This is a genomic window from Shinella sp. HY16 (genome assembly GCF_028534175.1).
Taxonomy (GTDB): domain Bacteria; phylum Pseudomonadota; class Alphaproteobacteria; order Rhizobiales; family Rhizobiaceae; genus Shinella.
In genome coordinates this window covers 1-23,071 of sequence record NZ_JAHYXL010000012.1, presented here as the reverse complement: position 1 = coordinate 23,071, position 23,071 = coordinate 1, and the positions used below count along the sequence as shown (strand labels likewise).

Sequence of the window (23,071 nt, the reverse complement as noted above, 5' to 3'; positions counted from 1 at the left end):
ACCTGAGATTAGACAGGCACGAACGCCTTTAGCCGGAGCCTGGACATACACGTCCGTCACCCGGTCGCCACCAGCTCCATTTACCGCTAACCTTGCGAGGTTTCCAAGCCTCGGCCTGCGTCTCCACAAGCAAACGGCAGTTTACCCCGTAGCGTTTAACGGTCGACCGCGAAAATTGGTAAAATCTTAATTAACCGGCCGAGACGCTAGCCCCCGGCCGGCCCGCTCTCATCATCCAGGGCCGTAGGGACGGCCGGGGGCGGGTTGCAGACATGCACCTGTGCAGGTGTGCACTATTGCCCTGCCCGCTCATCAAGGTAACGCGAATGCAACCGGGTCAGCTCGCTCCCATCAACGAGGTTTCCCCGGCGCAAGCCAACTATCAGTTCCTCGACGGAATCGAGGGTGACGGCATCACCGGAAAGCCGCGTCACATCATCAGCCCAACCGTCCAGCGCCGTGCGCTGCGCTTCGGCCCCATGCCGTGCCGCAAGCTCGCGGATGATGGTTTCGGCCGTCTTCTGCATCATCCTTCGCCGCCTGATTTTGCTAGGGCCATTTCTGCGCGCCATGTAGAAGCCGCAAAATCTCAACACGCTTCGCTCTCGATCGCACGCGGTAAACGAGAATGAACGGGGTCCGATTGATAACCAACTCCCGCGTGCCGCGCCGGCGTCCGACACGGCCGATTTCGGGATGATCCGCCAACATGTCACTCTGCTGCTCGATCTCCCCGAGCTGATCGAGCGCCGCGCGGGGATTCTCCTTCGCGATATAGTCTATGGCGTGGGTGCGATTGGCCTGCGCCCTCGGTAGCCAAACGATATTCACTCACGGCCGCCCTTGATACGGGCCAGCAACTCGGCCCTTTGCCGGGCCATGTCCTGCTTGACGACTTCGTGCGGCACCCATTCGGTGTTCGGGTCGTCGGCTTCCTTTATGGCTTCCTCGATCTGATCGCGGAACCATTTGTCATGCGCGGCCGCCTCATGCGCGCGGCGCATCGCCTCGGCCCGATCTGGTCGAGTCTTTCCACCCTCGGCCTGATAGTCGGCCGCGTCCACGTCGAAATGCTCGATTCCCACGTCCTTGAGATAGGAAACCAAGGTTTCAATGCGCCGGAAAACACGCACCTGTCGGCTGCGTTGCGCTGCAAGCGCACGCTCCGCAGCCCCATATTTTACCCGAAGCGACCAACCGCCCGGCTGGCCGACGACATGCGCGCCGCGCAACGCGCCGGCCTCTACAAGCTCCGTAAGCGTGCTGTGGTCTATCGTTTCTGCTGCCATGACCTGGTTCCTTGCAATCTTCTATCGGTAGAGTATGCGATTTATTATAGATTGCAATCCCGCTTGTACTGAGTGCACAAATGCAGTTCTGCACAAGTGCACTATCGGTCACCAAACTTCCGGGCGGCCCCTTCCCTGCTGTAAAGCTCATCAATGGCACGCTTGATGAGCTGCGAATTGTCGAGGCCGAGACGCGCCCGCAATAGCGCCACCTTCTCAACCGTGTCCTGATCGCAATAGCCGCCGATATGCTTGCGGCCGGCCCTGCCCGCCGTGCGGCGCGGCTCGATCTGCGCCCCCTCGGCCGCGATCGGGGCGGATTCCTCGCTCTCCTGCTCGGGAAGCTTCATTTTCGACAGGAAATCCTGCGCGGTTGCCTTTGTCTTCGCCATATCGTTCCTCATGCTCTCTTGTGCACAACTGCGCTTGTGCTCAATTGCAATTCTGCACTCACCCAATCCCATAAAGCTTGCAGCTCGGCGGCGGCTTTGCCTTCGGGGTCGATCTCAAAGGCCGTCAGCCCCTCCCGGCTCGCGTCCCGATGCACTTTGAATCGATGGATGACGGCCGGAACCATCGGGAGCTTGACCGTCTCGAAGACCTGGCGGGCAATATCTTCCTCGGCGCGGCTATTCGGCTGCGCCATCGTCAGGACGGCAGCAGCCGGCTTTTCGCTCGAACGCGCAAGGCGCGCGGTCCTGGGAAGCTGCTCATACGCCTCTATGTCAGGCGTGCACGGCACAAGCACGAGGTCGGAATATTCGACGGCGGCCGGGGCCTCAGTGCTTCGGGCGGGGGGCGTGTCGATAACAACGAGGTCGCAACCGGCTTCCTCGGCCTGGCTCAAGAGCTTCGGCAAGTCGATCTCGGTCGCAAACCGCACAACGGGCAGGGCGTCCTTGCGCCGCTCGGCCCATTGGGTGGTCGATTGCTGCGCGTCCATGTCCAGCACGAGGACATTGAGGCCGGATTTTGCGCCGGCAACGCCAAGGGCCTTCGTGAGCGTCGATTTTCCGACGCCGCCCTTTTGCATGGCGATAGCTAGAGTTTTCATGTGCAACACCGCATTTTTGCAAAAGCTCCTTTGTGCACAATTGCAGGATTGAAATATGCCACGCGACCGGCTCCGGGGTCAATGGAAAACTGTGCACCTAGCCAAAAGTGCAATTGTGCACATTTGCACGAGTAGTCACTAACCTTTCCGCCTGCTTTCTCTCGAAAGCCCATAGGAGGCTGGCCGCAGGCGCGAGGCTGGCGGTTTTGCTGTGAGGTATCCGCTTCCCGATCCGCCTATGCGCGGATCGGAACCGCCGCAGGGCTGCGAAAGCAGCCCGAACAGCGGCGACCGCTTATGTTTGCGCTTTTAGATATAGATTAGATTGGGATTCAGTCTGGTTATCGGACTCACGTTTCTGGATAGCTTTCCCAAGGGCCACCAACGCCCGACCTAGCGCGGTATCGCCGGCCTCGGACAGCGCCAGCTCATCGAGGGGCAGGGCCTTCTTGTAGGCGTCCACCTCGGCCGCGCGGGCTTCCTGTGCGGCGCTATGGTCGTCGGGCGGGGGCGGGGCCTTGGCAAACCGCCCAAGGAACTGCCGGGCCTTCTCCGGCAGGGACAGGCGGTAGGCGTTGCTCGTCTGCTGGACCTGTGGGCCGCGCCCCTCGTTGCCGGTCGGCTCGTAGCGCCGCAGCCAGTCGATGAAACCATGCGCCCGCAGGTTCTTCAGCGCCCGCACGATCGTATCGCGCGACCGGCCGAGCCGATCCATGATCGTGGTGATTGACGGCTCTAGCCGGCCGGTGCGGAAGTCGATGAGATTGACGAACAGCCGCAACACGTCGAGCGCGACCGACCCTAACGGGCCGCTGCGCTCGCCCTTCTGGCGCAAGCCGGCCTCGTTGTAGATTTCGGCCGCCTTCAAGATCGCCTGAACGTCCTTGCGCGTCGTCGGCCGCCATATGCGGCCCTCCGATCGCCCCCGGATATGACTATGCCGGCGAACCGGCGTCGGGCATCGCTCGGCCGGTGGGGGCATGACCAGGCCAAGCCCGACCTGTCCCGATCCCCGCCACGCCGCCCGGCGGCCCTCGGCAAGCGTCATAAGCTCGCCGGCCTCGTCGTCGGAGAGCTGGCCGGCACCGTAGCGCGTCCAGACTTCCCGCATGATTTCATCAAGCGCGTTCCCACGCGCGCAGCCGATCGCGGCCGCGTAATGCGTCCTCAACATATGCCTTCCGTCCTTCCATTCGGAGGACATGACGACTGTGGACGGCAGGCACGGCTTTCCCCGTTTCCGCAAGAATCAATCTTGCGGATTGGCGTGCTCTAGCGTAGATAAGGGGAGATTGGTTTGGCCCCGTCTCTACGGTGTGTCTGACGGCCCTAAAGCCCCTCGCCGCTGCTAACGGCGAGGGGCTTTGCCGTTATGTCCCTTGCTGCGTCTCGATATAGACCCTCAATGCTTCTTCGATGATCGGCGTACGTCCCCGCACGCCCCTGGCTTCCTTGAGTTGGTCGATAGCTTTGACCATCTCGGCAGGAAGGTCAGTGTTCACCAAAACCCGGCCAGCAGCTCGTCGCCGCTCCCGATGGGCGCGAACGAGTTCCTTACTTGGTGGCTTGGCTACACGACTCATATTTACATGTAATCCAGAAAATTGTTGATTCTGCAATGCCTTGAATCGAAACCCCTGAAATCCCGGGGTTTTCGCTGTCACAATTCGCGGCGATTCAAGTTATCTCGCCTCGTTAGAAGGTCGAATCGGCTGCCAAGGCATAGGAGTGCAGCATTGCACTTGTGCACAAATGCACATTATTTTGTTTCGTACGATACAAACGCCGCGCCGTCTAGCGCCCGATAGAGGGTCGCGCGATGCACACCCAGGAGGCGGGCGACTTCCGTAACCGGCTTGTTTTTCTCGTTGATGAGCTGGCGCGCGTGGGCGATCTGCTCGGCCGTGAGGGCAGGGGAGGGGCCGAACCGCACGCCTCGGGCCTTCGCTGCGATCCGGCCGGCGCTCGTGCGCTCCGCGATCAAGGCTCGCTCGAACTCGGCCATGCCGGCGAACACGGTCAGCACCATGCGCCCGGCCGGCGTCGTCGTATCAGCCCAAGGCTCTGCCAGCGAGCGCAGGCCAGCGCCGGCCTCCTTGATCCGCTCCGCGATCGCCAGAAGGTCGGCTGTCGATCGGGCGAGGCGGTCTAGCCGGGTGATCGTCACCACGTCGCCGGCGCGCAAATGGTCGAGCATCCGCGCCAGCTCGGGCCGGTCCCGCTTCGCTCCGGATGCCTTTTCCTCAAAGATGCGGATGCAGCCGGCCGCGCCAAGGGCGGCCCGCTGCTGGTCGAGGTCCTGGCCGCGCGTCGAGACGCGGGCATAGCCGATGAACACCCGGCCGGTGTCGGAATCTGGTTGGCGGTTCACGGCCTTCTCCTGTCGCAAATCATGTCGCAGGTGTTTTAGCACTTGCGACAAAGACATGCGACAGTGACGGTTTCGCCTAAGTCACTGAACCACAAGGAATTCGGATTTTCCCGCCAAGGTGCTGCTTAACTTAGGACTTACGCGACAAGGCCATGAAATGACGCAAACGTATAGCGTCGCTTGACACTATACGTTTCAGCCTGATAGTGACGGCACATGAGAATCCGAAACGTGGTCCATAAGGGGTTGCGCCGATTCATCGAAGATGATGACGCCACCGGCTTGCAGGCGGCCGTAGTGCCGAAAGTCCGTCGCATCGTCACCTTCCTGCAAGATATGGAGCGGGAAGACGAGCTGCGCACGGTCCCGAGCTGGAAGGCCCATCAGCTCACCGGCGATCGAAAAGGCACCTGGAGCCTGTTCGTTACCAAGAACTGGCGGATCACGTTCCGGATCGACCAAACTGAAATCGAGATCATCGACCTCGACTATGAAGATTACCACTAGGAGGTGGCTATGAGTGCGATGCAGGGCATCCGTATGAAAAACCCCGCCCACCCCGGCGGCTTCGTCAAAAGTGAGATCATAGAGCCTCTTGGCCTTTCGGTCACGAGCGCGGCGCAAGTTCTAGGTGTTACGAGGGCGGCGTTGTCGGCCATGCTGAACGAGCGCGCGCATCTTTCCCCGGAAATGGCGCTCCGGGTCGAGAAGGCTTTCGGCGTGTCGATGGATACGCTCATGCGGATGCAGAACAGCTATGACATTGCCCAGGCCCGCAAGCGGGAAGGGGAAATCAACGTCGCGCCCTTCAAGGGTAAGCCGCTCGATCCGCAAGCGGCACTGATCTGAACCGGCGACAATAGGAATACAGCCGCGCAAAGCGCGGGTAGGGGCTTTGTATGAAAAGTTTGCTAGAACAACTTCCGTCAATCGTCGCGGAAGGCAAGAAGGAAGCGGAGCGCGTTATAGAGCGTGCCGAGAGCAACTATCGCCTCGGACTCCAAACACGCGAGCTTGTTATTCCATCGAAAGATACAGATTGGAAAAATCTGTTTTCCGGAATTAAAGACACCCCAAGCGATCATGCCAGCAGGTTAATTTACGGCGACAATCTTCTTGCAATCGCTGCGCTGCTTGCCGGAAGCGAAGACAATGAATCGCTTAGAGGTAAAATCGACTTAATTTATATTGATCCTCCATTTGATAGTAAGGCTGACTATAGAACATCTGTTAAATTACCGTCATTTGATAGTGAAACTGGAAATATCCTTATAAGTCAAAAGCCAACTATTATTGAGCAGTTTGCATATACAGACACTTGGCGCGACGGTGCATTTTCATATCTGCGCTCTATGGTTCCACGGCTATCGTTAATGCGCGAATTACTTAGCCCAACAGGGTCAATATTCACACATATTGACTGGCATGTTGGTCATTACGTTAAAATACTAATGGACGAAATTTTCGGAAAACAAAACCTCCGGAATGAAATTGTCTGGTGCTATCACGGCCCCGGGTCGCCCGGAATGCGCCAATACAATAGGAAACACGACACGATATTTTGGTACTCAAAATCCGATGAATGGATTTTTCAGGACCAAGATATTCGTGAGAAGCATAGTGAGAAGACACTTGGGAATTTCAAGTCCGGATTAGAAGGCTCTGGATTTATAGCTGACGACTACAGCTTGGAAGAAAAGGGGAAAATTCCTGAAGATTGGTGGGTGATGGCTATTGCTGGCCGTTATCCTGTCGATGGGCGCAAAAGGGTAGGGTATGACACCGAAAAACCGTGGCCACTCATTGAGCGTATCGTGAAAACAGCTTCAAAGCCCGGCTCCATAGTTGCCGACTTCTTTGGAGGCTCTGGGGTGGTCGCGGCCGTAGCGGAAGCAAATAACCGCAAATGGGTCGTATCAGATATAGGCAAACCAGCCTGTATGATTATGAGAAAGCGGCTCATCGACCTCGATGCTAAGCCGTTTCTTTATCAGCACATTGGCGACTATCAGGTTGAACAGATGCGCTCCACGATGGGGAGCCGCTTCCGCATCGGTGATCTGGCTGAAATCGTGCTCGGCCTCTATGGCGCGCTTCCGTTGCCCGTCGAGGAAAACCCGAACAAGAACATGGGTCGGATTCAAGGAAGCAAAACGCTCGTCCTCGCGGACAGCCCCAACAAGATGACCGGCCTCGCCACGCTGCGCCGTGCAATCGAAATCCGCGACAACCTCATGGGCGGGTGGGATAAGGTCGTTATCCTAGGATGGAATTTCTCCCCCACGATCGGCCATGACATTGAGGCACTGGGGCAGGGGGACCGACTGGAAGTGCTTGTGATCCCGCCCGATCTGCTCGACCGGCTGAAGAAGAAGGGGCACAAGCTCAAAGCCGACGAAGTGCGTTTCTCGTCGCTACAATATCTCAAGCTCGGCTCAATCGCGCGCGACCGTCAGGGCGACAATGAAGCCCTTTCTGTTTCGATCGCCAACTATGTGCTGCTATCACCCGATGCTTTGAACCTTGACGAGGCCAACCGGGAAAAACTGCAAAATGTCATCAACGCCGATCCGCTGGCATTGATAGAATATTGGAGCGTCGATCCTGACTATGACGGCGAGGTGTTCCGCTCTGTGTGGCAGGACTATCGCGGAAACACCGAGAACGATGCCGATGCCTATCGCGTCGTCACCACGGCCCGGCTTACCGGCCTTCCCAAAAAGGCCGGCCCGCGCCGCGTCTGCGTGCGCGTGGTCGATGTGTTCGGCTTCGAGGCCGAAGCGACAATCGAGGTGGCATGATGGCGAGCATCAACGATCTTTCGCTTGCCAAGGGATTGACCGCCAAGGTCGAAGACGCCTGCGCCGGCCTGGAAAGCGGCGAAGCACCTATCCTAGATCATGTCTCGGAGATCACGGCCGAGCTGTTGAAATGGTGGTTCCAGACTGAATTTCAGGACGCCCGCACCTTCAACTTCCATCCTGGTCAGCGGCAAGCCCTGCTGAACGTGATCTATGCCCATGAGGTTTTGGGCATTGCGTCCCTGAAAGACCTCTACCAGATCGCCGCCCCTGACGTGATGCTGACCAGCACGCGAGATTCCGAAATCATCCGCGCGCCGAAAAACGCCTATCCGAAATATTGCCTGAAAATGGCGACCGGAACGGGAAAGACCTGGGTGCTGCAAGCCCTTATGGTCTGGCAGATTCTCAATGCGAACCGCGCGCCGGATAGCGACCGCTACACCAAAAACTTCCTCGTCGTAGCCCCCGGCCTGATCGTTTACGATCGGCTGCTTGACGCCTTCATGGGGAAGGAACGTGACGGCAAGCGCGATTTCTCGATTTCCGACCTGTCGGTCTTCCAAGAATTGTTCATTCCCGATTCCTACCGGGATGAAGTTTTCCGCTTCGTTCAAGGCGCAGTCTGCCCGAAAGAGGACATTGGCCGCAAGGTCACGGCCGGCGGCATCATCGCCATTTCCAATTGGCATGTGCTGTCGGAAGAAGGCGAACCGCTTGAAGATGAGGAAATCACCGCGCCGGGTGAATCCGCCGATCCGAAAGCCGTTGTGCAAAGCATCCTTCCCCTGACGCCCGGCACCAACCAAGGCAATGATTTGAACGTGCTGAACCGTCGCTATGAGCGCGGCGGCATCCTCTCCTACCTGAAAGACCTGCCCGCGCTCATGGTCTTCAACGACGAGGCGCACCATATCCACGAGTTCAAGCGGGAAGGCGAGGTGACGGAGGTTGAATGGCAAAAGAGCCTCAACCTGATCGCGGAACCCAAGGGCCGCCGCTTCGTCCAGGTGGACTTTTCGGCCACGCCTTATAACGAGGTCGGGACTGGCCGGAACAGCCGGAAATCCTATTTCCCGCACATCGCCGTTGATTTCGACCTGAAGACGGCCATGCGCACCGGCCTGGTCAAATCCCTTGTCCTCGACAAACGCTCCGAAATCGGCGCGCTGAGCCATGAGGAACTGGATTTCAAGGCCGATCGGGATGAGAACGGCAACCCCATGCTGTCCGAAGGGCAGCGTATCATGTTGCGCGCCGGCCTGACCAAGCTCCGGAAGCTGGAAACCGATTTCGCCGCCCTCGACCCGGACAAGCATCCAAAAATGCTGGTGGTCTGCGAGGATACCACGGTGACGCCCCTTGTTGCCGATTTCATGCAGCTCGAAGGGCTGGCCGACGACGAAGTGTTGCGCGTCGATTCCAACCGCAAGGGCGAGCTGAAGCCCGACGAATGGAAGGTGCTGCGCGAACGCCTGTTCGACGTGGACCGTCACAAATCCCCGCGCGTCATCGTGAGCGTGCTCATGCTGCGCGAAGGCTTCGACGTGAACAACATCTGCGTCATTGTCCCGCTGCGCGCATCGAGCGCCGGCATCCTGCTTGAACAGACGATCGGGCGCGGCCTGCGTCTGATGTGGCGCGGCAATGAATACGACGACATAAAGCGGGAGAACCGCCAGCTCATTCGCGGCGGAAAGACACCCTCCAACATGATCGACATTCTTTCGATCGTGGAGCATCCGGCGTTCCAGGGCTTCTATGACGAGCTGATTCAGGAAGGCTTGGCGGCTGAAGCAGATGATGACGACGACGAGGCGAATGGCAGCTCGACCGGCGACCTGATCTCGGTTGGCCTCCGGCCGGGCTTCGAGGAATACGATTTCGCCATACCCTTCATCCTGCGGGAACAGGTCGAGGCGCTGGAAGATACCCATATCGACCCCTCGAGCCTCGCGCCGTTCGGATCGTTTTCGCTCCAACAACTCAAGGGGCAGATCGGCCAGGGCGAGAAGTTCCATTCCGAAGACGTGCAGGCGAAAACGCGCTTTGGCGACTATCGCGTGCATGGCGGCGTGATGACCGCGACGGGATATAATGACTACCTGGCCCGGATCACGCGCCGGATCACGGAAGCCGTCACCCTGACGGATACCACAAACAGCTCGAAGGCTTTCGCCAACGCCAGCAAGTTCCCCTATATCCAGATAAACCGGGCCGAGATGGCCGAGGGCATCGACACCTTCATTCGTCGGCACCTGTTCGGCCAGGAGCTAGACCCTCTCACGGATGAGAACTGGCGCGTCCTGCTGATCGACCCGGTGACAGAGCACATTATCAAGGTGTGGGCGCGCGCCATTCTCGAAGCGGAAGACAGCGTGATTGTCGCCAATGCCGAGGTCGCGCATCGGCGTCTTTCGGAAGTGCCCAAGCTCGCCATGCGGGAGGGGTCATCGCTGGCCGTCGAGAAAGCTATCTATCTGCGCCTTCCCTACCCCTCACGGAACGGCGGCCTTGAACTGGCATTTATGGAAACCTGCGAGCGTGACGCCAGCGTTGAAGCCTTCTGCAAGATCAACGAGCAGAAACACACCTTCGCGCGCCTGCGATACATCAAGGAAGATGGGCTTCCGGCGTTCTATTCGCCGGATTTCTTCGTGAGAGCAGGCGGCGCGATTTATCTGGTGGAAACAAAGGCACAAGGCCAGCTCACCAGCCCGAACGTGCTGCGCAAGCGCAAGGCCGCCGTTTCATGGTGCGACCGGATCAACGCCCTTCCTCCGGAACAGCGTAGCGATTCCGAATGGCACTATGTCCTTCTCGGGGAAGACACCTTCTATGGCTGGCGAGACAAGGGCGGCTCGATCGCTGATCTTCTTGCCTATGCCCGGCTGCGCCCTGTCGAAGACAAAGGCCAGGCTAAGTTCGCCTTCTGAACTTCACGCCGGGGCAGCAATCTATTGCCCCGGCGCTTTCACGGTGATGGTGCAACGCTGATCCTCGCCGGCCGTGCGCGCGGCCTCCCAACAAGCCGCTACCGCCTCCCTGTTCACTTCAAGGAGCTGATCGGCCGACGCCACGCGCTGCCATGCTTCCGGGCTGCCGAACGCCATGAGGCTCATGCCGGCCTGCCACGGCCTTTCGCCCATGACGACGCTGGCGACACGCGGCGCGGCCGAGAACGGCAACAGGCGCGGAAGGAACAGCATCACCAGCGCGCCGGCGAGCAGGCCGATAGCGAAGGCGACGACAAGCCACCAATTTTGACGATCGCGCTCCCGCGCGCTGGCGACGTGCGCCGAAAGATTGCGGCCGGCGCGCTCGAGGTCGGCCGCCTGCCGCTCGAGCTGCTGCGCGGCGGTGCGTATCAGGGCCTCGCCGCTGCGCTCGAGGAGCGCCGCATAGTGCTGCGCGCCCTGCTTGAGAATGGGCGATTGCTCTACGCCGTGCATCCGCTCCGCAACATTGTCGAGCGCCTGCACGAGCTGGGCGAGCTGGGGCTTATAGTCCTGCGCCGGCTCGATCTTTTCGAGCTGGTCGAAAGCCGCTTCCAGCCCGCGCCGCATCACGGTCATTTCCGCGCCGATCTGCGCGCCCTGCGTCTCGATCGTGCGCCGGAGCGCGTCGAACGCGGCGGCCGGGTCGCCGGCGTCCTCGTCCAGTGCTTCCGGCTCGATTCCTTCCCTGTCGTCGTCCAGCTCCGCCATATTCTCCGTGCCTACCTTCCCAAACCGATGCCCCGGCTAAGTTGCCGGCTGCGTGACATTTCCTCTTGCAGCTCGTGGGCGATGCTCTGCCCCCGGCGCTGCTGCTGCCCGATTCCGAGTTCCTGACGGCGATTGCGCAGGATGGAATCTACCTGCGGGTCACGCTCAAGGCTCTTGGTCATGCCGTTCATCTGGCTTTCGACCTTGGCGCGGGCATCGTCGTGCTGCCAGCCGCGAAGCTCCCGGCGCTGGCCCTGTAGCTCCTGCCAGCGTTCAACGAACCGCTCGGCCCTGATATTCGGGTCTTGCAGCGCCGCGTTTTCGCGCTTCATCCCGTCGATAACCTGCGCGACACGCTCCCGGCCGGAAAGCTCGGTCATGGCGCGCACCGTCGCCGGGTCGTTTTGCAACGTCGAGCGCAGCAAATCTTTCATGCCGCCCTGCACCTGGTCGAGCTGCCGGCCGGCATCGCCTATTTCCTGCCGCTGCATGTCGAGGACCGGCAAGCCCTCGCGCCGGTGCTGGTCGATCGACTGATAGGCCCGCGAATAGCGGTCAACGGCGGCCTCAAGCGGCGACTGCCCCCGCGCCCGCTCGGCCAATTTATCGGTATGGGGGCGGTCGGGCGTCGGCGCCTGCCGCAAGCTCCCTTCCCTTTCCGGCCGCTCTGTGCGCTCCTGTGAGGGCGCAGGGCGCGCATTGAGCTTGAGGCCGGCGAACATACCGCGCCGCTGCTTCTCGGCCTGCTGCGGCCGTTTCTGGTCGATCTGCGGGCCGTCCTCGCCGACGCGATCCTGCTGCGGCCCCTCGGCCGCCGCGCCGCGCCCGAGTTTCAGGCCCTCGAACGGATTGCGGCGCTGCTGTCGATCGCCGGCGAGATCCCCGCGCGGATCTGCACGAAGATCCTGCGCGAGATCCGCGCCGACTTTTTGCGAGGATCTCGGCGCGCGGTCCTCGATGCGCTCCCGCTCGGCCGTCGGTTCCCGCTCCGCACGTAGCCCGGCCGCGCGCTCGGCCGGAATCTCGATCTCGCTGCGGACGCCCATTTGCTCCGCGATCCCGCGCCGCTCGGCAAAGTCGCGGGTATAGTCGAGCGTCGTTTCCTTCACGCCCGACCGGGACAGGCGGCGTTCTAGCTGGTCATAGGCCAGCTCGCCGGCGTCCTGAACCTTCCATGCGTTCCGGTGCGTCTCGGTGCCATCGGGCAAGGTGACGGGGGTAGAGCCTAGATGTTGAAGGCCGATCTTCTCCCCGATCTCCGGCGCGGCCTCCTTCATGGCCCGCTCAAGATCAACGCCCCATAGGGTGCGCTGCTCGCCCTTGTCGTTTTCCAGCGTCACGAAATAGCTGTCGGACTTCTGCGGGTCGTGCTCATAGGGCGCGGCCCCATGCTCGACCAGGCGGCCGGCATTGGTGAACTCGTCCTGGGCGGCGTAGAGCTGCACCCCGTCACGATGCCGGGTCATGGCGACATAGGTTAGATGCCGGTCCATCGTGCCCGACGCCATCACATATGACCGATCGACCGTCGCGCCCTGGTTCTTGTGAATCGTCGTCGCATAGCCGTGGTCGATCGCCTGATAGTCGCCCATCGGCACGCTGACGCTGCGCCCTTCCGCGCCGCTCGGCCCGTCGAGCTGCGCGACGATCCGGCCGGCCTCGACATGCTCGACGGTGCCGAGCATCCCGTTTTTCACGCAAAGGTCGCGGTTGTTCTCAAGGAACACGATGCGGTCGCCCGGCGCGAACTCCCGCTTTCCGTCATTGGTCTGGAAGGACAGCGCGCCGGCGTCCTCGCCCCGCGCCAGCTCGCCCCGGTCCTGTAGCTCCGTCCGGATCGCGTCATTGATGGCGTGAACATCGGCACGGCGATGCGCCATCGCAACCCGGGTTCCCTCCGGCCGCTCGTCGCGGTCGGCAAGGTAATCGCGCACGATCTGGCCGCGCGCGTCCTCGCCTGTCTCGGCAAAGCTGATAGCGCCGTGATCCCGGTATGCCGCCAGCCCCTCGGCCGTCCGGTGCGTGGCGAAGTCAACGGAAGCCTCCCGCTGCCAGTCCACGCGCTGCCGGCGTATCTCGGAAAGCTCGGCATGGCCGATTTCCTCCGTGATCGCCCGGAACGGTGCGCCGGCCCCGATCGCCTGTAGCTGCTCATGGTCGCCGACTAGGACGATCTTCGCCCCGCGCGCCTCGGCCTCGCCAACGAAGCGGGCGAGCTGCCGGCTCCCGACCATGCCCGCCTCGTCGATCACGAAGACGTCGCCGCGGCCGATCATGCCGCGGTCGTTCTCCCAACCGCGGGACCATGACGCCAGCGTGCGGCTCTGGATGCCGGAACTTTCTTCCAGGCCCTCGGCCGCCTTCCCCGACAGGGCCGCGCCGTGGACTTGATAGCCCTCGGCCTCCCATGCCTCGCGGGCGGCCGCGAGCATGGTGGACTTGCCAGCGCCGGCGAAACCGACCACGGCGGAAATCCGCTCCGGCCCGGTGATATGCTCGATCGCCCGGCGCTGCTCGTCCGACAGCCGGGCGGAAGCATCGCCGGCGCTACGCTGAATGGCGGCGTCCTGCCGATCTATAGCGCGCTCGACATGCCGGCGATCGACGCCATGAGATTGCGCCTGGTGCATCCGCTGCGCGCTCTCGATCATGCCGGATTCGATCTCGACCATTTCGCGGGTCGAGAACCGCGCAAGCTCGATTTCCCCGGTTGCCGTGTCCACCCGCTCGGCCTGCAACTCCACAAGTGCCGGCGAGGCCATCACCTTTGCAAAGGCGCTCTGGAACTCCTGCACATCATCGTTGATGTAGCGATGCAGGGTCCGGGCAATGTCGCGCCGGTCGAACACGCTCTTTTCGCCGGTGATGAGGGTTAGAACCTGCTCCGGCTTCTCGCGGATAAGATCGGCGTTCCGCTGCGCCGCTTCCTCGTCCAGCCGCGTGCGCCCCACGTCGAGGCCGCGCCGCTCCATCTGCGTGGCATGGACGCCCATATGCTCGGTTGGCGAAATCTCTAGCCCGCGCTCCATGTGCGAACGATGGTCGATCCGAATATCATGACCGGCCATCGCAAGCCGCTCGTTCGCGATCCCCTCCCACGTCTGGCGAAGGTCGCGAAGCTGCATGTCGGTCGTCGCCAGACCATTCGACAGCAGCCATTTGTTTTCGCGCTCAAGATAGGTCTTGTCGCCTAGCCCGTCCTCCGTCACCTGCCGCGTGGTCATGAGAATGTGGGCATGATGATTGCGAACGTCGCTCGCATCGTGCGGCCCGTGAATGGCGAAATCGACCGCCGCGCCGTAGCGGTTCGCCAAATCCTGCGCCATCTCCCGCGTTGCCTCTAGGCGCTGCTCGGCCGAAAGCTCATGCGGCAAGGCAATCTCAAATTCGCGGGCAACGCGGGCGTCTTTCCGCTTCTCGGCAAACTCGGCGGCATTCCACAAGGCCGAACGATCCTTGGACCATTCCGCGTTAACGCCTTCCGGCAAGACGATCTCAGCATGTTCCACGCCCTGCTTGGCCGTGTAGTCATGCGTGATTCCGTCGCGCTCGTTGGTCAGCTTCTCTCCGGCACGATAAGCCATTGAGGCGACGGCGCTGCGTCCGCTTGCTCTCGAAACTGGCTTCATGCTCAAATGGTAGATCGCCAACCCGTTTCCTCGATCCTGTTTCCACCTTTTCCGCCAGCCTCCTAGCTGGCGGCGCGCTGAGTTGCGAAGCAACTCGTAAGTGCGCCCTTCTCAACTCATTCGCTACGCTTTTTCGTCGCTCGGTGTGGCGCTTGCGGCAAGGTCGATGCGATGAACTGAGGCCCGGATTGTGCTGCAAAGCCGCCGAAAACTCAAGCGCAACGGGCAAATGCTGGAAAAGATGGCCGGGAATGATAGTCTAGGCGAACAACCGGAAAAGGAGATTTGAGGAATGGCGCGCAAAACGATCGAACAACGCTTGGCCGAACTGGATGCGCAGCGCGCCACGCTCAAGGCCCGGCTCTCGAAACAGGAACGCGCTAACGATACGCGCCGCAAGGTGCTGCTCGGTGCGCTCGTCCTGCATCGGCTCGAAAACGGCAAGGATGAGGAATTTTCCCGGCGCTTGGGCGAATGGCTCAAGCGTGAGCTGCCCGACTTCCTGACGCGCCCCGGTGACAAGGAACTGTTTGCCGATCTGCTCAAGCCTGCCGCCGAGCCGGGCGGGACCGACAAGGGGGTGTCCGATGCCTGACGCCATGCAGCTCTATCGCGAATTCCTCGCCGGCAAGCCGGGAACCTGCATCTTTACTGGCGTGGAGGGTTGCCACGCCTTCGTCACAGAGGATGAGATTGAGGCGACATACGGCTCCCGCCATGACGGGCATCATTTCGTCTGGCTCGATAGAAAGCCTGGCGAGGTCGGCCCCGAAGGGATCGGCTTTGTCAGTGACGACTATATTGACGTGCTGCTCGCCCGGCATCGCATCGCCTTCACCTACAGCGACATGGGCGGCCCGCTTGGCGAAACCCATGAAGGCGTCAAGGCGGCTTTCCTGCTTGGGGCCGCCCGCATGAGCCGCGTTCTCGCCCTACCCGTCGATGCCGAAAAGCGCGTTCCGGCCGACGCCATCGACACCCTGCCGCTCGGTCGGCGTATCCGGATCGAAAGGCTCGCCCTGCCCTCCCCAATCCCCCTGGCCCGGATTGTCGAAAAGATGATCCCGCTCGGAGCCACCATCGAGGACGGCGAGGCGCGCGGCCGCCTCGTTGTCCTCTCAAGGATCGCGGCCGGCGCGGACCTGGCCGATATCGAGGATGAGGCGGAACGCTTTGCTGCCTGGGTTGCCGATCGTGTCGCACGCGAGGAAGCCACCGACGAAATAACCCGCCAGATGCTCGAACAGCTCACGTCCGACCGGCCGCAGGGCAAGGGCAAGCTCCAATGAACCAGGCAACGCTTGCATGGACCGCTTTCAAGAACATGCTGCGCGCGGCCGCCCACGATCCGCTATGGGCGTTCCTCTCTCTGCTCGCCGCACCCTTTCGCATCTGGCAAACGCTGCTCCGCGTCCTGTTCATCCTCATCGTCGCGCTTTTCGTCGTCGGCTTCGGCGGCCGGTTCGCCCTCCAGCAAGCCGGCTACGGCCCCGGCACGATCCCGTTCATCGCGCTCGATCTCGTCACGCTGCTGGTGCTGGCCGCGCTCACCTTCCGGCTCGTCACCAATCCGCTGATTATCCATTTCGGGGATATGGACGGCGAAACCCACGGCTCGGCCCGCTTCGCCACGACCAAGGAAACCGCCGCCCTCGCCCGCGCCCATTCCGGCCTGCTGATCGGCCGCGATCCGAAATCCGCGAAGCTGCTGCGCTATGACGGCCCCGCCCATCTGCTGACGATGGCACCGACGCGCACCGGCAAGGGGGTGGGAACCATCATCCCGAACCTGCTCACCGCCGACCGCTCCGTGATCTGCATCGACCCCAAGGGCGAAAATGCCAGGATCGCCGGCCGCGCCCGTGAAAAATTCGGGCCGGTCCACGTCCTCGACCCCTTCGGCGTCACCGCAAAACCCTCGGCGGCCTTCAATCCCCTCGACCAGCTCGACCCGGCCGGCCTCGATGTCGCGGAAGATGCCAGCACCTTGGCCGACGCCCTCGTGTTCGATGAACCGGGCATGGCCGGCGAGGCGCATTGGAACGAGGAAGCCAAGGCGCTCATTGCCGGCCTGATCCTCCATATCGCCGCCCAGGAGCCGCGTGAGCGCCGAAGCCTTGCCACCCTGCGCGAATATCTCACCCTTGCCCCGGAAGCCTTCGCCGCGCTCCTGAAGGACATGCAGGCATCCCCTGAAGCGGCCGGCCTGGTCGCTCGCGCCGCGAACCGCCACCTCGGCAAATCCGACCGGGAGGCGGCCGGCGTGCTGTCGGCCGCGCAACGCCATACCCATTTCCTCGATAGCCCCCGCATGACTGCCGTGCTCGGCCGATCTGATTTCGGCTTTGCCGATCTCAAGCGCCGCAACGCCTCGGTGTTCCTCGTCCTGCCGCCCGATCGCCTTTCGACCTATTCGCGCTGGCTGCGCCTGCTCGTCGCGCAAAGCCTCACCGACATGGCCCGCGATCCCGCCAAGCCCGCCGTGCCGGTCCTCTACCTGCTCGATGAGTTCGCCGCCCTCGGCCATCTGGCCCCCGTCGAGCGCGCCATGGGCCTCATGGCCGGCTATGGCGTCCAGCTCTGGCCCATCCTGCAGGACGTTCACCAGCTCCGCGCCACCTACGGGCAGCGCGCCGGCACATTCCTGTCGAATGCCGGCGTCCTGCAGGTGTTCGGGGTCAACGATCACGACAGCGCCCGGCTCGTCTCCGATCTGTTGGGCCAAGAAACCGTGGTGTTCCAGACCATGAGCCGCGCCCTCGATTCCGAAAAGTCGGGGATCTCCTACGGCGAGCAACACACCGCCCGTCCGCTGCTGACCCCCGATGAGGTCCGCAACCTGCCACAGAATGTCGAATTGCTGTTCCTGGCCGGGCAACGGCCGATCGTCGCCGGCAAGCTCGCCTATTACGCCGATGCAGAGTTCCGGGGGCTGTATGACGCTCCCTGAACGCCTCGCCCATCTGCCCGACAGGAAGCGCCGCGAGCTGGAGCGCGCGGCGCAAATCCTGTTCGGTGAATTTGACGAATCCCTGAAAACCAAGCTCTCCGAAAAGGGCAGGCGCGGCCGCATCCTCAAGCTGATCCTGTTCGGTTCCTATGCGCGCGGCGATTGGGTCGAGGATCGCAAGAGCGGCTATCGCTCCGACTATGTGTAGCGGCTTGCCAACATAAGCGCCTCTGCTCGCAAACATCGGCATTTTCTGCTCGAATTATCTGACAATGGAGCGGGCGTCGTGCTCACGCTCTTTGCCAATGTGCTCGCAAACATCCGGGTCTGCTTGCAAACATCCGCCACGTGCTCAGATTAATTGCCAGCGACGGCATGGTCAAACCGGGACGCCTGCCTGTCGTAGTTGCTCGGTCAGCTGACGGGAATATTCGGGATCAAGGGTGCCCGCCAGGAAGGCGCGGATATACGGACATGCGCTGTGGCTTTCCCTCCTTGGCGCTTCGGGTGCAGGAGGTTCTGCAGCATGATCCGTTGTCAGGGCATCTCTTCGTCTTCAGGGGCCGCAGATCGGATATTTTGAAGATCATCTGGCATGATGGTCTGGGCGCCTGCCTTTTTACCCGGCGGCTGGAGAAGGGCCGGTTTATCTGGCCGAATATGGGATAGCATCCGTCAAGGTGGTGTAGAATTGGGACCGGGCCGTCATGATCAGGCGGCTCTGGGTGAAATTTCTCCATCGCAGCTACGCGAGGAGGTAGAGCTGAGTTTAAGTGCTGTCATTGAAGTTTCACGAGCCTGATAAACGGACGTCATATGTCGCCCATAGTGATGCAAATATTCAATCGATGCACCACTAACGATCAGGATTATTGTGATGCTGGCTCTGAACGGAGTTGCCGTGACCTATGCCAACGGCACCCAAGCTTTGAAGACAACGACATTGACGTTCAACCAGGGTCAGTTCGTCGTGCTCCTCGGTAGATCCGGCGCAGGCAAATCTACCCTCATCCGGACACTCAACGGCTTGGTTGCGCCGACGTCTGGTTCGATCACTTCTAACGATATTGGTGCTCTGGATGCGGAAACTAAGCTTCGCATTCACCGAAGGCGAACTGGGATGATATTCCAGCAGCACCAACTCATAGGGCGCTTGAGCGCGCTCGACAACGTCATGACGGGCCGCCTGGGCTACCACTCTGGCTGGCGTACGTTGTTCCCTATGCCGCGTTCGGATCGAAGGCTGGGGTTGGAATGCCTTGAACGCGTAGGCCTTCTTGATAAGGCTCTCGTCAGGGCGGATCAACTATCCGGCGGTCAGCAGCAACGGGTGGGCATTGCGCGCGCGCTGGTCCAGAAGCCCCAACTGGTCCTTGCAGATGAGCCCGTTGCAAGTCTGGACCCTGAAACGGCTGTCGAGGTCCTGTCGCAGCTTCGCGAAATATGCACAGCCGACGGCATCACTGCTGTGATCAGCCTTCATCAGATCGATCTAGCTCGCCGGTTCGGCGACCGGGTCATTGCTATGCGCGACGGGGAAGTGGTTGCGGACGCCGCTGTCGACGAACTGACCGATCAAATGTGTGCGTCGATCTACCGCAGCGCCCCAAGAAATCCGACCACAACACAAGATTTGTCCAACTACGAGTATGATCAACCTTTAGCTGCCATGGAGGCCGCATTATGAAGAAGCTTCTGTCCCTCGCATTCCTCGCCGTTCTTGGCTGGAGTTCGTTGGCGCATGCTGGCTCAAATCCAGAGACATTGCGCGTCGCGTTGCTACCGGACGAGAACGCCGCCACTGTCATCAAAAACAATCGTCCTCTCGAGGAGTATCTTGAGAAGACACTCGGTCGGGAGATTGAACTGATCGTAACGACCGACTACTCGTCAATGATCGAAGCGATGCGTTTCGGCCGGCTTGAGTTGGCTTATTTCGGGCCGCTCTCTTACACGCTCGCGAAAACCAAGGCTGATATCGAGCCTTTCGCAGCAGTTATGAAGGATGGCGAAACTACCTATCGCGCTGTAGTTGTCGCCAATGCAGAGGCTGGCATCGAAAGCCTTGAAGATGCAAAAGGGAAAAAGGTCGCGTTTGGGGACGTGGCTTCCACCTCAAGCCACCTTATCCCGAAATCTATGCTGCTTAAGGCCGGAGTTGAGGCTGGAAAAGACTATAGCGAGAACTTCGTAGGGTCGCATGATGCCGTGGCTATTGCAGTGCAGAATGGCAATGCTCAGATTGGCGGACTTTCGTTGCCCATCTACAATTCAATGGTCGCTCGTGGCACCATTGATCCTAAGAAAGTTATCGCCCTCGCCGAGTCCGATCCGTTCCCGCAGTACCCCTGGACCATGCGGTCGGATCTTGACACTTCGTTGAAAGAGGCGATCACCAAAGCCTTCATCGACCTTAAAGACGAAAAGGTATTGGCATCCTTCAAAGCCGATGGGTTCGCTCCGATCGATGACAAAGCCTACGACGTCGTCCGTGAGCTCGGTAAAGTGCTGAACTTGGACCTGAGTCAGTAAGGCGCGTTCGAGACAGTTTCTCACCTTTCGACGCAGGCGCTGGCCTGCGTCCTTTCTTCCAGGATATGTGATGACACAGCCGTCGGCCGACTACGACTCTATCCTTCAACATCAAAACAAAGCTTGGACCAGAGCTGGCGTGATCGCGTTGGCAATTGCGTGTGTGATCATTGTTAGCAGTTATCACTCCGGTCTTCTTGATCTGGAGCGTCTGGGATCTGGGTTTCCTGCGCTCTGGCAGCTCGGTACGGAAATGTTTCCCCCGGATTTCAACCGAGGCTTGGAGTGGATCAGCCCTCTCATCGACACTCTGGCGATGAGTATAGCTGGGACTGCGATCGCGGTACTGATATCACTTCCAGTTGGCTTTTTCGCCTCAGGGAAAACAGCACCCAACGCTGTCATCTATATGATCTCGCGTGGATTGTTGAATGGTCTACGGTCGATCCCGGAGCTGATTATGGGCATCGTCTTCGTGGCGGCAGTGGGATTTGGAGCGCTCCCAGGCGTGCTGGCTCTTGGTCTTCACTCGGTTGGCATGGTGGGCAAGTTCTTTGCGGAGGCGATCGAGCATTGCGATAATGCGCCTATAGAAGCCGCACGCGCAGCTGGTGCGTCGCCGTTCCAGATCGTGACGCGGGCGATCTTGCCACAAGTTCTACCGCAATTGGCCGATGTGACCATCTATCGGTGGGAGTACAACTTCCGCGCCTCGACAATCCTGGGCACTGTGGGAGCTGGTGGTATCGGTTTCGAGTTGATGACATCCCTCCGGATCATGAATTATCAGGAGGTTCTTGCGATCATGCTCGTTGTCCTTCTGATGGTCACCATCGTTGACCAGGTCGGCGCTCTCCTCCGCCGCCAGCTGCAATAGAAGGATAAATTAAATGCTCCCAAAGGTAGTAATCACCCATCGCGTCCACGAGGAGATTATCTCAAAGCTATCTCCCCACGCTCGTTTAGTTTGCAACGATACTGATGATACATGGCCCCGCGAGAAACTGCTCGCAGAATTGAGCGACGCCAAGGCGATGATGGCGTTCATGCCGGACATGATCGACGCGTCTGTACTCGCGCACGCTCCCGATCTTCAACTTGTGGCATGTGCGCTGAAAGGCTTCGATAACTTCGACATCGAAGCCTGCACGCAGCGTGGAGTCCACGTCACGATAGTGTCCGATCTTCTCACTGACCCGACAGCCGAACTTACAATCGGTCTGATGATTGCTCTTGGGCGGCACATTCTGCCAGGCGACAAGAGCGTCAGGAGGGATTACAAAGGTTGGCGCCCTCGGTTTTACGGCCTTGGGCTGCAGGGCACAGCAATCGGCATTTTAGGGATGGGAGCGATCGGAAAAGCTATAGCACAGCGCCTAAGTACCTTCGGCGCCATTGTGTCGTACTGGGATCGTCAATCCCTGGACAAAGCCGATGAGATCAGACTGAACGTAAAGCCTCTTGAATTTGACCAGTTGATCTCGTCGTCTACCTTTCTTGTGTGTGCACTCCCGCTTTCGGCCGAAACGAAGCATCTCCTCGGCGCTGAACAACTCGCCAAAATGCCCAAAGGAGCACTTCTTATTAATCCTGCACGCGGAAGCGTGGTTGATGAAGAGGCTGTTGTCGCTGCATTGCAGGCGGGGCGCTTGGGAGGCTACGCCGCTGATGTTTATGAGATGGAGGACTGGGCCAGACCCGACCGGCCTGACAAGGTCCACGGGGGTCTCCTCAATCGCGAACATGATTCGATCTTGACACCCCACATAGGCTCAGCAGTGGCGAAGTCGCGTTTGGCTATCGAGCACGAGGCTGCTGACAACATTATAGATTTTGTCCAAGGCCGAAGACCTCGTGCGGCAATTAACGAGGTTCAACTAATTCCTTGATTAGAGAAAGTAATGTTTAGCCTTTCGCATGTCGCAGCATTCATAGAGGTAATCGAAACTGGCAGCTTTCACGAGGCGTCGCGACGGCTTCAGATATCCCAACCGACTGTCTCACATAATGTGAAACGATTGGAGGATATACTAGGGGTGCGGCTGGTCGAGAGGAGGAAGGACAAGTGTGTGCCGACTCGGCAAGGGCTCGTATTCTTGCCATTCGCACGCAGCCTTTTGACCGTCACGAAGAGATCTCTGGACCGCCTGCACAGCGGCCGGATTACGTTGGGTGCCAGTACTAACATCGGTACCTATATTTTGCCAGTCCACTTGAAGCGTTTACAGGATGCTCAAGGCCGGCCACCTGAGGTGGCCGTTGCCTCAAATCCTGAAATCATCGAAAAGCTCTTGAGGAAGGAGATTGATCTAGCCTTTACCGAATGGTGGGACGATCGAAAAGGATATCAAGCCCGCCTTTGGCGGAAGGAAAAGCTGGTAATAATCGTATCCCCACAGCATAATTGGAGGACGCGAAAAACAATTGAAGCGGCAGAGTTATTTCAAGAGTCCCTCATTGGCGGAGAACGTGGAACCGGTACCGGATCCGTGCTCCGCGAGGCCTTCGGCCAAGCGGCAGAGCAATTCCCAATCTCATTCAATGTCGGGAGCACTGAGGCTGTGAAGCATGCAGTTCGAGCTGGTCTCGGCATTTCGATCGTGATGAGGAGCACTGTCCTCGATGAGCTCGCGTCGGGTAGGCTTTATGAGGTTTCTGTTGAGAATGTGGTTCTCGAAAAGTCTGTGTGGGCTGTACATCCCGTACATATGGAGGATGGTTCACCGGAAGCAATCGCG

24 protein-coding genes are annotated in these 23,071 nt (G+C 60.1%); 14 read left to right on the top strand and 10 right to left on the bottom strand.

Going from position 1 to position 23,071, the window contains the following annotated elements; translation table 11 throughout:
* Nucleotides 1-293: 293 nt before the first annotated feature.
* From K0P03_RS35560 to K0P03_RS35525, 8 genes are all read right to left on the bottom strand, one after another.
* Nucleotides 294-530, bottom strand: a complete 237-nt coding sequence (locus K0P03_RS35560) for a hypothetical protein (protein WP_183755053.1) — start codon at nt 528-530, stop codon at nt 294-296.
* Between the two features lie 19 nt (nt 531-549).
* A complete protein-coding gene (locus K0P03_RS35555; protein ID WP_123195990.1) occupies nt 550-831 on the bottom strand; it encodes a type II toxin-antitoxin system RelE/ParE family toxin in 282 nt (93 codons plus the stop codon).
* A complete protein-coding gene (locus K0P03_RS35550; RefSeq protein WP_123195989.1) occupies nt 828-1,289 on the bottom strand; it encodes a hypothetical protein in 462 nt (153 codons plus the stop codon). Before K0P03_RS35550 ends, K0P03_RS35555 begins: the two co-directional genes overlap by 4 nt.
* A gap of 101 nt (nt 1,290-1,390) precedes the next feature.
* Complete coding sequence (locus K0P03_RS35545; RefSeq protein ID WP_239025373.1) at nt 1,391-1,681, bottom strand: ribbon-helix-helix protein, CopG family; 291 nt, start codon at nt 1,679-1,681, stop codon at nt 1,391-1,393.
* 8 nt (nt 1,682-1,689) lie between these two features.
* Nucleotides 1,690-2,343, bottom strand: coding sequence for a ParA family protein (locus K0P03_RS35540; RefSeq protein WP_183755051.1), 654 nt, complete (start codon nt 2,341-2,343; stop codon nt 1,690-1,692).
* Nucleotides 2,344-2,638: 295 nt separating this feature from the next.
* The gene (locus K0P03_RS35535; protein WP_123195986.1) at nt 2,639-3,517 is read right to left on the bottom strand and encodes a helix-turn-helix domain-containing protein; all 879 of its coding nucleotides are present in this window, start codon (nt 3,515-3,517) and stop codon (nt 2,639-2,641) included.
* Nucleotides 3,518-3,713: 196 nt separating this feature from the next.
* Complete coding sequence (locus K0P03_RS35530) at nt 3,714-3,821, bottom strand: ribbon-helix-helix protein, CopG family (RefSeq protein ID WP_239025374.1); 108 nt, start codon at nt 3,819-3,821, stop codon at nt 3,714-3,716.
* Between the two features lie 281 nt (nt 3,822-4,102).
* A complete protein-coding gene (locus K0P03_RS35525) occupies nt 4,103-4,681 on the bottom strand; it encodes a recombinase family protein (RefSeq protein ID WP_123195994.1) in 579 nt (192 codons plus the stop codon).
* 249 nt (nt 4,682-4,930) lie between these two features.
* Between K0P03_RS35525 and K0P03_RS35520 the strand changes: the two genes are divergently transcribed.
* Genes K0P03_RS35520 through K0P03_RS35505 form a run of 4 tightly spaced genes read left to right on the top strand, consistent with a single transcriptional unit; the run spans nt 4,931 to nt 10,451 of the window.
* Nucleotides 4,931-5,221: a type II toxin-antitoxin system RelE/ParE family toxin gene (locus tag K0P03_RS35520; RefSeq protein ID WP_025091540.1), complete on the top strand. Its 291-nt coding sequence runs from the start codon at nt 4,931-4,933 to the stop codon at nt 5,219-5,221.
* 9 nt (nt 5,222-5,230) lie between these two features.
* Complete coding sequence (locus tag K0P03_RS35515) at nt 5,231-5,563, top strand: HigA family addiction module antitoxin (RefSeq protein ID WP_240579518.1); 333 nt, start codon at nt 5,231-5,233, stop codon at nt 5,561-5,563.
* A gap of 50 nt (nt 5,564-5,613) precedes the next feature.
* Nucleotides 5,614-7,515: a DNA methyltransferase gene (locus K0P03_RS35510; RefSeq protein ID WP_240579519.1), complete on the top strand. Its 1,902-nt coding sequence runs from the start codon at nt 5,614-5,616 to the stop codon at nt 7,513-7,515.
* Complete coding sequence (locus K0P03_RS35505; RefSeq protein WP_272792277.1) at nt 7,512-10,451, top strand: DEAD/DEAH box helicase; 2,940 nt, start codon at nt 7,512-7,514, stop codon at nt 10,449-10,451. The genes K0P03_RS35510 and K0P03_RS35505 overlap by 4 nt, the downstream gene beginning before the upstream one ends.
* Before the next feature lie 21 nt (nt 10,452-10,472).
* On the opposite strand, the gene K0P03_RS35500 is transcribed toward K0P03_RS35505, so the two are convergent.
* Complete coding sequence (locus K0P03_RS35500; RefSeq protein ID WP_240579521.1) at nt 10,473-11,222, bottom strand: DUF6118 family protein; 750 nt, start codon at nt 11,220-11,222, stop codon at nt 10,473-10,475.
* A gap of 11 nt (nt 11,223-11,233) precedes the next feature.
* Complete coding sequence (gene traA, locus K0P03_RS35495; protein ID WP_272792278.1) at nt 11,234-14,872, bottom strand: Ti-type conjugative transfer relaxase TraA; 3,639 nt, start codon at nt 14,870-14,872, stop codon at nt 11,234-11,236.
* Between the two features lie 271 nt (nt 14,873-15,143).
* Between traA and K0P03_RS35490 the strand changes: the two genes are divergently transcribed.
* From K0P03_RS35490 to K0P03_RS35445, 10 genes are all read left to right on the top strand, one after another.
* A complete protein-coding gene (locus tag K0P03_RS35490) occupies nt 15,144-15,446 on the top strand; it encodes a mobilization protein (protein WP_123195983.1) in 303 nt (100 codons plus the stop codon).
* Nucleotides 15,439-16,140: a hypothetical protein gene (locus tag K0P03_RS35485; RefSeq protein WP_123195982.1), complete on the top strand. Its 702-nt coding sequence runs from the start codon at nt 15,439-15,441 to the stop codon at nt 16,138-16,140. The genes K0P03_RS35490 and K0P03_RS35485 overlap by 8 nt, the downstream gene beginning before the upstream one ends.
* Entirely contained in the window at nt 16,137-17,801 is a 1,665-nt protein-coding gene (locus K0P03_RS35480) for a type IV secretory system conjugative DNA transfer family protein (protein WP_123195981.1), read from the top strand. The genes K0P03_RS35485 and K0P03_RS35480 overlap by 4 nt, the downstream gene beginning before the upstream one ends.
* The gene (locus K0P03_RS35475; protein WP_272792279.1) at nt 17,788-18,009 is read left to right on the top strand and encodes a hypothetical protein; all 222 of its coding nucleotides are present in this window, start codon (nt 17,788-17,790) and stop codon (nt 18,007-18,009) included. Before K0P03_RS35480 ends, K0P03_RS35475 begins: the two co-directional genes overlap by 14 nt.
* A 167-nt stretch (nt 18,010-18,176) precedes the next feature.
* Nucleotides 18,177-18,470, top strand: a complete 294-nt coding sequence (gene tnpB / locus K0P03_RS35770) for an IS66 family insertion sequence element accessory protein TnpB (protein ID WP_080600525.1) — start codon at nt 18,177-18,179, stop codon at nt 18,468-18,470.
* A gap of 208 nt (nt 18,471-18,678) precedes the next feature.
* Nucleotides 18,679-19,488 (top strand): phosphonate ABC transporter ATP-binding protein, encoded by an 810-nt coding sequence (phnC, locus tag K0P03_RS35465; protein WP_006473175.1) that lies wholly within the window; start codon nt 18,679-18,681, stop codon nt 19,486-19,488.
* Nucleotides 19,485-20,333, top strand: a complete 849-nt coding sequence (phnD, locus tag K0P03_RS35460; RefSeq protein WP_046802286.1) for a phosphate/phosphite/phosphonate ABC transporter substrate-binding protein — start codon at nt 19,485-19,487, stop codon at nt 20,331-20,333. The genes phnC and phnD overlap by 4 nt, the downstream gene beginning before the upstream one ends.
* A 70-nt stretch (nt 20,334-20,403) precedes the next feature.
* Nucleotides 20,404-21,210, top strand: coding sequence for a phosphonate ABC transporter, permease protein PhnE (phnE, locus tag K0P03_RS35455; protein ID WP_006473411.1), 807 nt, complete (start codon nt 20,404-20,406; stop codon nt 21,208-21,210).
* A gap of 13 nt (nt 21,211-21,223) precedes the next feature.
* Nucleotides 21,224-22,222, top strand: coding sequence for a phosphonate dehydrogenase (locus K0P03_RS35450; protein WP_003501101.1), 999 nt, complete (start codon nt 21,224-21,226; stop codon nt 22,220-22,222).
* Nucleotides 22,223-22,234: 12 nt separating this feature from the next.
* Nucleotides 22,235-23,071: LysR family transcriptional regulator (locus K0P03_RS35445; protein WP_272816009.1), on the top strand; the 837-nt coding region annotated here is incomplete at its 3' end.

Coding starts and splice junctions, on each gene's coding strand:
- K0P03_RS35510 (WP_240579519.1), top strand. CDS start 5,614: ATGAAAAGTTTGCTAGAACAACTTCCGTCAATCGTCGCGGAAGGCAAG.
- K0P03_RS35560 (WP_183755053.1), bottom strand. CDS start 530: ATGATGCAGAAGACGGCCGAAACCATCATCCGCGAGCTTGCGGCACGG.
- phnC (WP_006473175.1), top strand. CDS start 18,679: ATGCTGGCTCTGAACGGAGTTGCCGTGACCTATGCCAACGGCACCCAA.
- K0P03_RS35475 (WP_272792279.1), top strand. CDS start 17,788: ATGACGCTCCCTGAACGCCTCGCCCATCTGCCCGACAGGAAGCGCCGC.
- K0P03_RS35520 (WP_025091540.1), top strand. CDS start 4,931: ATGAGAATCCGAAACGTGGTCCATAAGGGGTTGCGCCGATTCATCGAA.
- K0P03_RS35450 (WP_003501101.1), top strand. CDS start 21,224: ATGCTCCCAAAGGTAGTAATCACCCATCGCGTCCACGAGGAGATTATC.
- K0P03_RS35505 (WP_272792277.1), top strand. CDS start 7,512: ATGATGGCGAGCATCAACGATCTTTCGCTTGCCAAGGGATTGACCGCC.
- phnE (WP_006473411.1), top strand. CDS start 20,404: ATGACACAGCCGTCGGCCGACTACGACTCTATCCTTCAACATCAAAAC.
- K0P03_RS35485 (WP_123195982.1), top strand. CDS start 15,439: ATGCCTGACGCCATGCAGCTCTATCGCGAATTCCTCGCCGGCAAGCCG.
- K0P03_RS35500 (WP_240579521.1), bottom strand. CDS start 11,222: ATGGCGGAGCTGGACGACGACAGGGAAGGAATCGAGCCGGAAGCACTG.
- K0P03_RS35535 (WP_123195986.1), bottom strand. CDS start 3,517: ATGTTGAGGACGCATTACGCGGCCGCGATCGGCTGCGCGCGTGGGAAC.
- K0P03_RS35515 (WP_240579518.1), top strand. CDS start 5,231: ATGAGTGCGATGCAGGGCATCCGTATGAAAAACCCCGCCCACCCCGGC.
- K0P03_RS35545 (WP_239025373.1), bottom strand. CDS start 1,681: ATGGCGAAGACAAAGGCAACCGCGCAGGATTTCCTGTCGAAAATGAAG.
- K0P03_RS35550 (WP_123195989.1), bottom strand. CDS start 1,289: ATGGCAGCAGAAACGATAGACCACAGCACGCTTACGGAGCTTGTAGAG.
- K0P03_RS35490 (WP_123195983.1), top strand. CDS start 15,144: ATGGCGCGCAAAACGATCGAACAACGCTTGGCCGAACTGGATGCGCAG.
- phnD (WP_046802286.1), top strand. CDS start 19,485: ATGAAGAAGCTTCTGTCCCTCGCATTCCTCGCCGTTCTTGGCTGGAGT.
- K0P03_RS35540 (WP_183755051.1), bottom strand. CDS start 2,343: ATGAAAACTCTAGCTATCGCCATGCAAAAGGGCGGCGTCGGAAAATCG.
- K0P03_RS35480 (WP_123195981.1), top strand. CDS start 16,137: ATGAACCAGGCAACGCTTGCATGGACCGCTTTCAAGAACATGCTGCGC.
- tnpB (WP_080600525.1), top strand. CDS start 18,177: ATGGTCAAACCGGGACGCCTGCCTGTCGTAGTTGCTCGGTCAGCTGAC.
- K0P03_RS35530 (WP_239025374.1), bottom strand. CDS start 3,821: ATGGTCAAAGCTATCGACCAACTCAAGGAAGCCAGGGGCGTGCGGGGA.